We start from the raw sequence: 12,433 nt of genomic DNA, 5'->3' as shown, positions 1-12,433 counted from the left end.
CTAACCTGCTGCGCCCGCCGATCTCGGGACTCCGGTACTCGCTGTACTCAAGTACAGCTCCGTTCCTCCTCCCGACCTCGGCGCGCTCGCGACGGTTATCCGACCCTTTTCGGTGAGGTGCCAGTGCTGAGCAAGGCCCGCTTTCGAGCGGGCCTTGTGCGTTGACGGCGCCTCAAGCTGCAACGTCGCCTGCCGTTATCGGCGAGAGGTGACGACATGACTTCCACGAGCTCTGGCCCTTCTGATCTGACCGAATGGATCGCCCGCATCCGGGGGCGCGACATGCCGGTGTTTGCCCGCACGGTGGATGCGCTACGGCGGATCATCGTTGACGACCGGGCATCCGCGTCGGCGCTGGCGCAGGTCATCCTGAAGGATGCGCCGATGACCACCAAGGTGCTGCGGCTTGCCAACAGTGCCTATTTCAATCACGCCAACCAAGGCATCAACACCGTCTCGCGGGCCATCGTTGTGCTCGGTTTCGACCCCGTGGCCCAGCTGGCCCTGTCGGTTGCGTTGATCGACGCGCTGCTGGGGGGCAGCGTACGCAGTAGGGTCAATCTCGAGATGGCGCGCAGCTTCCACGCGGCGGTCCAGGCCCGCTGGGCGATCCAGCGGCGGGGAGAACAGCAGGGCGAGGAAGTGTTCATCGCCGCGCTGCTGTCCCGGGTGGGCGAGATGGCGTTCTGGTGTTTCGGCGGCGATCAGGCCCAGGCGCTGGAGCGCTGCATGAGCCAGGGCGGCGTGCGCGAGGAAGAGGCCCAGCAGGTGGTGCTGGGCTTCTCGCTGCGGCATCTCTCTGCCGGATTGGTGCGTGAATGGAAGCTCGGTTCCCTCGCGGCTGCGGCCATCGAGGGTGACGCCCGCAGCCGTGGCCCCGAACGGGCAGTGGCGATCGGCGACCGGCTGGCCCGTGCGGCCGAGGATGGCTGGGACTCGGTCGCTGCGCGGCGGGCCATCCGCGAGGCGGCGGACTATCTCGGGCTGCCGGTTTCGGTGGTGAGCGCCGAGATCATCGCCAATGCCGGCGAGGCGGCGCGGGTGGCGGCCTTCTTCGGTGCCCCCGAAGCCGGTCGCGCGATCCCGCGAGCCGAAGCACCCTTGCCCGAACCCGAGCCGCCGGCACCGCCAGCCGCACCGGACGCCAGCCTGCAGCTGCGCATCCTGCAGGACCTGGCCGCCATGAGCCTGGAGCGGGCCGCCATCGCCGATATCCTGCAGTTGGTCGCTGAAGGCGTGATGCGTGGCGTCGGCTGCGAGCGGGTGGTGGTGGCGCTGCTCACGCCAGACCGCCTGCACCTGCAGGGCAAGATGGGGCTGGGCCATGGTGGCGAAGCCCTGTGCGCGCGTTTCGCGTTTCCGATGGATGGCGATCCGGACGACGTGGTCGACGATGCCATCGACAGTGGCAAGGCGTGCTGGGTCAATCCGGCCCGCGTCGAGCGTGGCGGCACCGAGCGGCTGCAGGCGGTCACGGCCAGCGACTCGGGTTTTGTGGTGCCTTTTGGGTCGGCGACGCGGCGGATCGGCGTGCTCTATGCCGACCGCAATGGCCGCGCGCTGGATGAGGAGAGCTGGCGCGCTGTCCAGCATTTCGCCCTGCAGGCCAGCCTTGCGGTGGCCTTGTGCGCCGCCGAGGGTGTGCCGAGCTGATGTGCAGGTGTCCCGGTAACGACTCCCGGATTATCATGGCGTTCTTTTGCCAATCGGCGCCTGTTCCTGGAGTCTTTCATGCCCGTCCTGCTTTCCCCCCCTGAAGCCGCTGCCCTGTTTCCCGTGCCCGGTGTCCGCCTTGGCGTCACCGAGGCGGGGGTGCGCAAGGTCAATCGCAAGGATCTCACGCTGATCGAACTGGCGCCGGGCGCCCGCGTGGCCGGGGTGTTCACCCAGAACCGCTTCTGCGCGGCACCGGTGCAGGTGTGCAAGGCCCATCTGCCGGCCGGCGAGATCCGCGCGCTGGTGATCAACACCGGCGTGGCCAACGCCGGCACCGGCGAGCCCGGCCTCGCTGCCGCCCGCGCCACCTGCGAGGCCGTTGCCGGCCAGCTGGGCATCGCCGCCAGTCAGGTGCTGCCGTTCTCCACCGGCGTGATCCTCGAACCGCTGCCGGTGGAACGCATCGTCGCCGGCCTGCCGGCCGCCAAGGCAGCCCTCAAGGCCGACGGCTGGTTCGACGCCGCCCACGGCATCATGACCACCGACACCATTCCCAAGGCCGTGTCGCGCCAGGTGCAGATCGGTGGCAAGACCATCACCCTCACCGGCATCTCCAAGGGCGCCGGGATGATCAAGCCGAACATGGCGACCATGCTCGGCTTCCTCGCCACCGACGCCGACGTGGCCCAGCCGGTGCTGGACGCGCTGCTGAAGGAAGTTGCCGACCTGAGCTTCAACAGCATCACCGTCGACGGTGACACCTCCACCAACGACAGCTACATCCTCATCGCCACCGGCCAGGCCGGCAACGCGACCATCGCCGATACCGCATCCGCCGACTACGTTGCCTTCCGCCAGGCCGTGCTGGACGTGTCGATCCTGCTCGCTCAAGCCATCGTCCGCGACGGCGAGGGTGCCACCAAGTTCATCACCCTGCAGATCGAGGGCGGCAAGACCCGCGAGGAATGCCGCAAGGTCGGCTACGCCATCGGCCATTCGCCGCTGGTGAAGACCGCGTTCTTTGCGTCCGACCCCAACCTGGGCCGCATCCTGGCTGCCATCGGCTACGCCGGCATCGACGATCTGGACGTGTCGCAGCTGCGCGTGTGGCTCGGCAGCAACGGCGAGGAAGTGCTGGTGGCCGAGAAGGGCGGGCGTGCCGAGAGTTATCGCGAGGAAGCCGGCGCCCGCGTGATGGCGGCGGCGGAGATCACCGTGCGCGTGGACCTTGCCCGCGGCGACGCGGCGGCCACCCTGTGGAGCTGCGATTTCTCCTACGACTACGTGAAGATCAACGCCGACTACCGGTCGTAAGCCGGCGCGGCGGCCCGGTTTGGGCTGCCAATGAGAAACGGGGCGGATCGAAAGATCACGCCCCGTTTTTCATGGCCAGGCCTGGTGTTCAGATGTTCTGGCGCAGGGCATCGACCACCTGCATCCGCGTCACCTTGTACGCCGGCACGATGGAAGCCAGCACCGTCGCTACGAAGCCCACCAGCGCCGAGGTGACAAGGGTGAGCGGCACGATCCGGATGTAGGCGGTGTAGCCCAGGTTGGCGTTGGGCGGCGGCGGCATCGGAATGCCGATGGCAGAGATCGTCAGCGCCGCGGTGATGCCCAGCAGCACGCCGAGCACCGCGCCGGTGAGGCCGAGGAAGGCGCTTTCGAGGATCACCATCTTGACGATGTCGCGGGACTGGTTGCCCAGCGCCTGCATCGTGCCGAACTCACCCTGGCGTTCGAAGACGCTCATGTTGACGCTGTTGGCCACCGACAGCAGCACCATCAGCAGGATGATGAACTGCAGCACGCCAAACTGGCGGTCGTAGAGCTGCACGGCCTTGTCGTAGAAGTCGGACAGGGAATTCCAGGTGCGCACATCGAGCTGGTTGCCGAGCTCGCTCACCAGTTTTGCATGGACGGCGTCGGTGTCTTCCGTCTTGTGGAGCGCGACCACCAGCAGGTTGGCGCCCTTGGTCTGGAGGAGCTCCTGGGCGGCATCGAGGGGGATGCGTACCGCGCGGGCGTCGAAATCCTTCGAGAAGCTCTGGAACACGCCGACTACCTCGAAATCCATGGTGTTCATCGCGCCCTCGGCGGCGTTGAGCACCAGCGTCACCCGGTCGCCGGGCACGAGGCCGAGGGTCTTGGCCACGCCCTGGCCGAGGAGGATGCCGTCCCGATCGGCCTTGGCCAGCTGGCGGCCTGCGGCGATGGTGATGAAGCTGCCGAGCTTGGCCTCCTTGTCGGGCTCGACGCCCTCACCGATGATCGCCAGATCGCGCTTGCCGTTGTTGAGCAGGCCCGAGAAGTACAGGCGGCTCATCACGGCGTCCACCTCGGGGTGTTTTGCGATGCCGGCGGCGAGCTTCTCGGGCTGTTCGATCAGGAAGCGCTCGGGCGAGCGGGTGCCCTTCTCGAGGAAATCCTTCTTGAAGACCTGCAGGTGGCCGGTCTGGGAGTGGATGATGGCTTCGCCGAGCTGGATGAAGATGTCCTGCACGAAGCCGCCGGCGAGGATCAGGCCGGTGACGCCGAAGATGATTGCGGCGAGGGTCATTCCGCTGCGGACTTTCTGGCGGAGCGTGTTCCGGAGGGCGAGCTTCAGGAGCATGGGATTTTCTCAGCGCTGGTGACGCAGGGCGTCGACGATGTTCATGCGGGAAGCCTTCCAGGCCGGCAGGATGCTGGCGACCAGGGTGGTCAGCAGGGCGAGGGCAAGGCCTTCGGCGACCAGCCCGGGGGTGATCAGGATCTGCCCGATGTAACCGCGCGCCATACCGGGCGGCGGCGGCATCGGAATGCCCACGGCCGAGATGCCGCCGGCCACGATGACGCCCAGCAGTACGCCCAGGAGCCCGCCGATGAGGCCCAGCATCACCCCTTCGATGATGAACATGCGCAGCACGCCCGAGCGTCGGATGCCCAGCGCCATGATTGTGCCGATCTCGCCGGTGCGCTCGATGACCGCCATCGACAGGGTGTTGGAGATGGACAGTACGATGATCAGCGCGATCAGGATCTTGACCACGCCCACCTGGCGGGTGAACAGCACGACAGTCTTCTTGTAGAAGTCGGCGAGTTCGTGCCACGGGATGAACTCGAAATCCTTGGCGGATGTCTGGGCGCGAGCCTGGGCGACGAAGGCGTCGGTGTCGTCGGTCTTGTCGAGCAGGACGACCCAGCTCGTCGGCCCCTTGGCGCGGGAGAGCGTCTGGGCGACGGGGAGCGGCACCCGCAGGAAGGTGTCGTCGTAGGCTTTGGTGATGGTGGCAAAGATGCCGCGCACCCGGCACTCGACGGCGTTGAGGGTGCCCTTGGAGGTGGTGGCCAGGAGCACCACCGTGTCGCCCACCTTCACGCCCATGTTGGCAGCCAGGCCTTCGCCGAGAATGATGCCGTTGGGCTCGGTTGAAGAGAGGGCCTCGCCGGAGATGATCTGCAGCGCCCGGCTGAGGTCGCCTTCCTTGTCCGGATCAACGCCTTCGCCGGAGAAGGAGATGGTGGAATCGTCGTGACTGGCCAGCCCGGTGAACACCAGCCGTGGCGTGATCACGCGGACGCCAGGCGTCTTGGCGAGATCGTTATAGACGGCGTCGGCGCCCGACAGCAGGTAGGCGTACGGGTCGGCGAGGCCCTTGTCGAAGAAGCCGGGCCGGACGATCTGCACGTGCCCCAGCTGCGAGCGGATCGTGGCTTCACGCATGTCTTTCAGGATCCACTGGATGAATCCGCCTGCCAGCAGAAAGGCCATCACGCCGCCGACGATGGTGACAAGCGCGAAAAGCGCCCGACGCCGCTGGCGGACGATGTTTCGGAATGCCTGGGTGACGTCGCGGAAATAGAGATCGATCGACATGAGGCGCACGCGGGGAGTTGCTCGGAAATGCTCGCGGGAAGAGACGTATGGTCGCTTGGAAAGCCAGCAGGGGCAAGTGTTTGATTATTCCAGGTGACAGCGGGCGGGCTGCCACGCCGGGTGAGCCGGAACAAGGGGGAAGATGCAAATGAAAAGCCCGCCACTCTGGGAGTGACGGGCTTGAGTACCGCAAGACTGCTTTCAGTCGATCACCCGAAGGTGATCAACCTGGGCGGGTCTTAGGCCGACTTGCGACGGCGCAGAGCGGCAAGGCCGGTCAGGCCGAGGCCAGCCAGAGCCATGGAGGTGGGCTCCGGAACTTCCAGGCCGAACTGGCCGCCGTTACGGATCACCAGGTCGGTGGTGCCGTTGTTGGAGATCGAGGCGACATCCGGGTTGAAGGCGGTGTTGTAGATGCCGGTCAGGGTCGCGTTTTCAGCGGCGGACCAGGTGTTGGTGACGCTGGCGTTGGTGGTGGCGAAACCGAAGGTCAGGCCATCGGCAACCTTCAGGGACAGGTCGTTCATGGCGCCGTCGAAGAAGTAGCCGGAAGCCATGCTGGTGGCCTTGAAGATCAGGCTGAACACGCCGTTCGGCAGCACGGTGCCGACATCAACAGCGCCGTTGCCCAGGATCAGGTCGAACGAAGCGATGTTGGTGGCGCCGCTGAAAACGTTCAGGGAGCCGGTGGTGAAGGCCAGAGCGCCGGTGGCGGTGGAGCCGTTGCCAACGCCAACGAATTCGCTACGCAGACCGGTGGTCAGGAAGGAAGAGCCGCCGTCAGCGGAGGCGGTGTTGAAGTTGCCAGCTTCGTTGAAGCTGAAGGTGGTGGCGCTGGTCATGGTGTTGTGCACGTAGGCCTTGCCCAGCAGGTCAAGGTATTCGGCAACCAGGGTGGCGTCAGCGGTGCCGCCGACGGCGCCGTTGGCGTCCATGTACCAGTTGGTCAGGCCGGCGTTGGCGCTGCCAGCAGCGGACAGGGCGGCAACGGTGGCCAGGGCGGTGAGGGTCTGCTTGAAGGTTTTCACTTATTTAATCTCCTGAGTAATCGGGGCCACTGTAGCCCTTTCTTTTCATAAGCAATCGGTGTGCCAGTTTTTTGCGATTTTTTAAAGTTATGATTTTGTGTAGGTTTTTTTCAGTTGGGGAACTTCGTCAGAGTCTCGCTGAAACAGGTGTAAAAATTGTCGACACATTTTCTGGCGATCGGGTGGGCGATGACGTTGAGTTGTTGATTTTTCTGGAAAAGTGCGCAAATTGGGTAGTGTGAAATATGTCTCAAGCGGGTGGTTGCAGCCCTAGCCAAGTCGCTTCGCAGTCGGCTTTGACTATGGTATGGGCATCGGTCGTGGGGCGAGCCAGCACGCAGTGGAGCGGAAGAAACAAGCCGTTATTGGTGGCCTCCAGTCGCTTGAGCAATGCCAGGAGGCGAGCCTCGTGAGGAACACTGCCGTCCAGCCGGACCGTCGAGAGGCCGAGCAGCGGGGCGTCGTCGAGGGGCTGGAGCGGGGACAGGGTGTAATGAAGATCGGAAAGGCCTGTTTCGGCCAGGGCTGCGTCGATCCCGCCCATCAACTGTAGACGCGGCACCGATGACTTCAAGCCCAGCCGATCGAGTTCGGCCTGTTGCCGGAGGGCGAGGCGGGCGTCGGCCGCTTCCTTGAGGGTTTCTTCGTGCTGGCGGTGGATGCCGCTCAGCCGGAGGGTGAGGTCGTTAAGCGTGGCGTCGGCGTCGCGGCGGAGCTGATTGGTGGCAACGGCCAGCCCCATCGAGACGGCCAGTGCGGCGAGGCAGGCGAGCAGGGGCTTGCGCAGGACGGCGGGGATTGGCGTCGGTCTGTGGGCTGTCATGGCGCGCTGGGCGGGAAGTCGATCCGCACTACGAGGGGCTGGCGCTGCTTGGCGTCTGCTGCCGGGGTGCCCGTGGGGTCGATGGTTGCGGTGGCCTGGGTTGTTGTCTGCAGGGTGGCTGCGAAGGTCTCGGCCAGGGTGTTGGCGCCCTGGATGGGCAGGTTGATGTGCAGCCGAATCGTGAGGGCCGGGTCGGGATCGGTCGGGTTGAGCGTCCATTCCAGGCGATCCAGTTCGATCTGCGGATGTTGGTCGAAGGCGCGGGACACGGCGTTCAGCCGGGTGTCGATGTCGGCGGCGGCATGAAGCCGGACGGCCCGGGCGTGGGTGGCGTGGATTGCGGCGGGCGGGTGGGGCGTTGGCGGGATGGCGGCGCGGGCCTGGTCGAGGAGGCGCTGGGCGTCGGTGATCTGGGTGCGGAGTTGGGTGCTCTGGGCGTCGCTTTCCTGGCTTGCCATGTAGTTGGCGGCGCCCAGCGCGAAGCTGGCGCCGACGACGAGGGCGGTGCCGAGGATGGCGGCTTGACCGATGCGCGCGATGCGCTGTGCGCGCCCCAGCGCCGGGACATGGATGGCCGGCAGGCGAGGGGCGCGGGCCAGCAGTTGGATGAGCAGCGGCAGGCTGTCTGATCCGATGGGCGGTGGTGCGCCGCAGTTGTGGGCGAGTGCCACGAGATCGACGCAGTCGATACCGTCGGGGGCGTTGTTGCGGATGGTGGCGTGATGGTCGGGATGGGCGAGCACCCGGATCTGCGGGGGCATGTCATGGCCGAGGATGCGCTGGGCGTGCAGGTACTGGCGGGTGCGCTGGATCTCGGGGTGGCAGCTTGCCCACGGATCGGCGCCGGCGGGGGTGAGGCGGCTGAACCGGAGCTTGCCGTCGGAGTAGCACGAGACCCGCAGCCCGGCTGGGCCGAGGCTGGCGAGCAGTTGCGGTGCGTCGGGGGCGTATGCGGCCGGCGGCAGGTGTGCGAGCAGGGCCATGCCGACGAACGGTATCGAGTGAGCGCTGGTGACGATTGATCCGGCGTGGGTCAGGGCGTCGAACCAGGGGCGGAGGCTTTCGGGGCGCGTGAGCGCGGCGAGCAGTACGGACTCTTCCGGTTTCGACGTATTGCGTGTGCCGAGGGACAGGCGGGTGACGTGGGTTACGCCGGCGCCCAGGCGTTCCTGGCGGCGGGCCAGCAGACGCAGGCGGTCGCGGCCGCGCAGGGGCGGGATGGTTTCGGTCGAGAAGAGCTCGTCGGGAAGATCGATGAGGAGCGTGAAGCGGGTTCGGGCGTGTGCGGTCAGATAGGTGGCGAAGCGGGCGAGGCCATCGGCGTCGGGCGCGAAGTGGCTGTCGGCGGCGGATGCGCCGGGGGCGTGGCTGGCGAGTCCAGCGGCGGAAAGGTGAAGGATGCGACGGTCGGCCATGGCTCAGAGTTTCAGCTGGGTGACGATGTCGTAGATGGGCAGCATGACGGCGCTCATCACGGCGAGGAGCAGCAAGCCCAGAATGACCGTGAGGGCGGGTTCGAGGCCCGCCTGGAGCCGGGCGATGGCTTCGCGCACGTCGCGCTCGTAGAAATAGCTGACGTTGGCGAGGGCGTGATCCAGGGCGCCGGTGGTTTCGCCAACCCGGAGCATGCGGGTGACGAGGGCGGGGAACATGGCCACGTCGCGGAAGGCGTCGGACAGGCTGAGGCCGCGCTCGATGTTGCCCGCGGCCTGGGCGATGCCTTGCTGGACGGCCAGATTGCCGACCGCCTCGCCGGCAACCTGGAGGGCTTCGACGATGGGGATGCCGGAGCGGTACATCAGCGCGAACAGGCCGGTGAAGCGGGCGAGGACGAGCTTGCGGCGGACGTCGCCGAGGAGCGGGATGCGCAGCAGGCGCGCGTCGTGGCGCTGGCGCAGGTCGGGCCGGGTGGCGAGCCCGTGGCGGTAGGCGAGGGCGCCGGCCACGCCGAGGATGAGGAGCGGGCCGCCAAAGCGGCGGACGAAATCCGACAGGCCGATGAGCAGGCGGGTCTGCAGCGGGAGGGGCTGGCCGGTGCTCTGGAAGAGGCGGGCGAGCTCGGGCACCACGTGGATCAGCGCGACGGCGATGGCGGCGAAGATGACGACGGCGACGATGGCCGGGTAGATCGCGATGCGCCGGGTGTAGCTGGCGAGTTCGTCGTCGCGTTTGAGGTTGGCGGAGATGGCCTGCAGGACGGTGGGCAACTCGCCGGCCCGTTCGCCGGCGCGCACCAGCTTGCAGAAGACGGCGTCGAAGGTCTGCGGGTGGCGCTCCAGGGCCTGGGACAGGGTGTCGCCACCTTCGATGGCGCTGCGCACGGCGGCGACGGTGGCGCGGAAGCGCGGGTGATCGGTGGCATTGTGGAGGTCGGCCAGGCTTTCGAGGATGGGAACGCCGGCGCGCAGGAATTGTTCGAGGTGAAAGCAGAAGTTGATGAGCTCCCGCCGGGGAGCGTGGGGGCGCCCGGGCAGCCGTGCCGCGGGCTTGCCGTGGATGAGTTCGAGATCCTGCCGGGCGAGGCGGAGTTCGAGATCGGCCAGGTTGTCGGCGTCGAGTCGGCCCCGGACGATCTGCCCGTGGGGATCGACGGCCCGGTAGGCGAAGGGTGTCATGGGGACAGGCGGTCGGTGAGATCCACCACGCGGGAGAGTTCTTCGAGGGAGGTTTCGCCTTCCAGGACGCGCCGGCAGCCGTCGTCGGCGAGCGTGCGGAAACCCTTGTGCAGGGCGGCCTGGCGGATTTCGCGGGTGGTGGCGCGGCGGGCGACGAGTTCGTCGAGATCGCCGTCGAGACGCAGGACTTCCATGATGGCGAGGCGCCCGAGATAGCCCTGGAAATCGCAGCGCGGGCAGCCCTTGGGGCGGTGGATGACGGGCCGCCCGGCGCTGCCGCCGAGGGCGAGCAGGCGCATCTCGATGTCGTCGGCCGGGTGCGGGTCGCGGCAGGCGGGGCAAAGGCGGCGGACGAGGCGCTGGGCGACGACGCCGATGATGTTGCCGGCGAGGATGTCGGGCTGGATGCCGATGTCGAGGAGCCGCGGGATGGCGCCGATGGCCGAGCTGGTGTGGAGGGTGGAGAACACCTGATGGCCGGTCATGGCGGCCTGGAAGGCCATGCGGGCGGTGTCCTCGTCGCGGATCTCGCCCACCAGGATCACGTCCGGATCCTGGCGCAGCATGGCCCGCACACCGTTGGCGAAATCGAGGCGGGTGGCTTCGGAGACGGCGGTCTGGCGGATCTGGGGCATGGGATATTCGACCGGATCTTCCAGCGTCATGATGTTGACGCCCTCGGCGTTGAGGTGGCCGAGGATGGAGTAGAGGGTGGTCGTCTTGCCGCTGCCGGTGGGGCCGGTGACGAGGATCAGGCCTTCGGGGCGGGCGATCATCAGCTTGAGCAGATCGAGCTGGGCGTCGGCGAGGCCGAGCTGATCGAGACGGACGAGGCCCTTCTGGCGGTCGAGGATGCGCAGGACGATGTTCTCGCCGTGGAGCGTGGGCAGGGTGGAGACGCGGAAATCCACCGGGCGGCCGCTCACGTGGAGGGAGATGCGCCCGTCCTGCGGGGCGCGGGTTTCGGCGATGTTGAGGCCGGCCATCACCTTGAGGCGGACCGCCATGGCCGGCCAGCAGGCCCGATGCAGGGCGCGGATCTGGCGCAGCATGCCGTCGATCCGGTAGCGGATGCGCAGGAAGCCGGCTTCGGGCTCGAAGTGGAGGTCGGAGGCGTCGCGCCGGACGGCGTCGGCCAGCAGGGCGTCGATGAGGCGCACGACCGGCTGGGCGTATTCGTTGCCGGCGCTGGCGGCGCCCAGCCGCTCGGGCTCGCCGGTCTCGATCTCGTGGAGGATGCCGTCGATGGACAGCTCGTGGCCATAGAGCTGGTCGATGGCGCGGGCGATCTCGGAATCGCCGGCGAGCAGGGTGTCGATGGTGCTGCCGGCCGGGAGCAGGCTGCGCAGCTGGTCGAGGGCGATGAGGTTGTCGATCTCGGCGGAGGCGATCACCAGTGTCGGGCGGGCGGCGTCGTAGCTGAGCGGGATGAGCTTCAGGCGCTTGGCGACGGGCTGGGGCACGAGGGCCAGGGCGGCCGGATCCGGCAGCACGTGGGTGAGGTCAATGCTCTCGCGGGAGAGTGTCTGGGCCAGGGCATCGCGCAGGGTGGCTTCGGAGAGGAAGCCGAGGCGCACCAGCTGGCGGCCGAGGGCGTCGCCGCTGCGGTGCTGTTCACGCAGGGCGATGTGGAGCTGGTCGGCGCTGATGAGGCCGAGCTGGAGCAGGGTCTGTCCGATGGGGGCGGGGGCGTTCATGGGGTGGAGTCGAACGGCTGGAGGGCGGCGAGACGCTCGGCGCAGCGGGCCCTCGGGAAGCGGGTGGCGGCGTCGGGCAATCGGGCGGCGAGGCTCAGGGCCTTGCGGTAGTGGCTGGCGGCCAGGCGGTGCTGGCCCAGGTGGTCGAGGCTGACCGCGAGGTTGTAGGCGATGTCGGCATCCTGCGGGGCGAGGCGATGGGCGTCGAAGTAGGCTTGCTGGGCTTCGGCCCAGCGCTGCTGGCGGGCCAGGAGGTCGGCCAGGGCAAGCCGCGGGGCGAGGCTGTCGGGAGTGTCGGCGAGGGCTGCGATGGCATCCCGGAGCGGGCTTTCGGCGGACGTCGGGTTGCCGGACGGAATGCGGGCGAGGCCGGCCAGGGCGGTCGGGTCGAGCGGTCGGGCCTGCAGGGCGCGCCGGAACAGGGTGTCGGCTTCAGCCGGGCGGCGCTGGATGAGTGCGATCGCCCCGAGTCCGTTGAGGGCGTCGGCATTGTTAGGGTCGGCGGCGAGGGCCTGTCGGTACAGGGCGTCGGCGTGGGCGAGATTGCCCGCCGTGTAGGCATCGTGGGCGAGGGGGGCGGCGGACGGGCTGGCCGGTGGCGCCGCCGGGCTGGGGCGGAAGCGAGGGCTGTCGGCGGGCGGTGCGAGCCGTGTCGGGCGTGGGGGCTGCGGCCGTTGCTGTGGTGCGGCGGCAGGTCTTGAAGGTGCCGGGGCGGGGGGAGGTGTTGTGGTGTCGGCCGCCTGAACGGGGGGTGG

Annotated in this window: 10 protein-coding genes; 2 read left to right on the top strand and 8 right to left on the bottom strand. The window is 67.8% G+C overall.

Annotated elements, in window-relative coordinates; genetic code table 11:
• Positions 1-216 precede the first annotated feature (216 nt).
• Both QQK25_RS13975 and argJ read left to right on the top strand, forming a co-directional pair.
• Positions 217-1,653 carry an HDOD domain-containing protein gene (locus tag QQK25_RS13975; RefSeq protein WP_284188468.1) on the top strand — a complete coding sequence of 479 codons (1,437 nt, stop codon included), beginning with the start codon at positions 217-219 and terminating at the stop codon, positions 1,651-1,653.
• 78 nt (positions 1,654-1,731) lie between these two features.
• A complete protein-coding gene (gene argJ, locus QQK25_RS13970) occupies positions 1,732-2,970 on the top strand; it encodes a bifunctional glutamate N-acetyltransferase/amino-acid acetyltransferase ArgJ (RefSeq protein ID WP_284188467.1) in 1,239 nt (412 codons plus the stop codon).
• An 88-nt stretch (positions 2,971-3,058) separates the two neighbouring features.
• Here the strand turns inward: argJ and QQK25_RS13965 are convergent, their stop codons facing one another.
• The 8 genes from QQK25_RS13965 to QQK25_RS13930 form a co-directional block, all read right to left on the bottom strand.
• Positions 3,059-4,270, bottom strand: coding sequence for an ABC transporter permease (locus QQK25_RS13965; protein WP_284188466.1), 1,212 nt, complete (start codon positions 4,268-4,270; stop codon positions 3,059-3,061).
• Positions 4,271-4,279: 9 nt separating this feature from the next.
• Positions 4,280-5,515: an ABC transporter permease gene (locus QQK25_RS13960; RefSeq protein ID WP_284188465.1), complete on the bottom strand. Its 1,236-nt coding sequence runs from the start codon at positions 5,513-5,515 to the stop codon at positions 4,280-4,282.
• Positions 5,516-5,754: 239 nt separating this feature from the next.
• Complete coding sequence (locus QQK25_RS13955) at positions 5,755-6,543, bottom strand: PEP-CTERM sorting domain-containing protein (protein WP_284188464.1); 789 nt, start codon at positions 6,541-6,543, stop codon at positions 5,755-5,757.
• 250 nt (positions 6,544-6,793) lie between these two features.
• Positions 6,794-7,366 (bottom strand): hypothetical protein, encoded by a 573-nt coding sequence (locus QQK25_RS13950; RefSeq protein ID WP_284188463.1) that lies wholly within the window; start codon positions 7,364-7,366, stop codon positions 6,794-6,796.
• The gene (locus QQK25_RS13945) at positions 7,363-8,781 is read right to left on the bottom strand and encodes a hypothetical protein (protein WP_284188462.1); all 1,419 of its coding nucleotides are present in this window, start codon (positions 8,779-8,781) and stop codon (positions 7,363-7,365) included. Before QQK25_RS13945 ends, QQK25_RS13950 begins: the two co-directional genes overlap by 4 nt.
• A 3-nt stretch (positions 8,782-8,784) precedes the next feature.
• Positions 8,785-9,981: a type II secretion system F family protein gene (locus QQK25_RS13940; protein ID WP_284188461.1), complete on the bottom strand. Its 1,197-nt coding sequence runs from the start codon at positions 9,979-9,981 to the stop codon at positions 8,785-8,787.
• A complete protein-coding gene (locus QQK25_RS13935) occupies positions 9,978-11,678 on the bottom strand; it encodes a GspE/PulE family protein (RefSeq protein WP_284188460.1) in 1,701 nt (566 codons plus the stop codon). Before QQK25_RS13935 ends, QQK25_RS13940 begins: the two co-directional genes overlap by 4 nt.
• The coding region (locus QQK25_RS13930; protein WP_284188459.1) for a tetratricopeptide repeat protein at positions 11,675-12,433 on the bottom strand (759 nt) is incomplete at its 5' end. The genes QQK25_RS13930 and QQK25_RS13935, both read right to left, overlap by 4 nt.

This window comes from Zoogloea oryzae (assembly GCF_030161255.1).
GTDB lineage: Bacteria > Pseudomonadota > Gammaproteobacteria > Burkholderiales > Rhodocyclaceae > Zoogloea > Zoogloea oryzae.
This window is presented reverse-complemented; position numbering and strand designations above follow the sequence as displayed.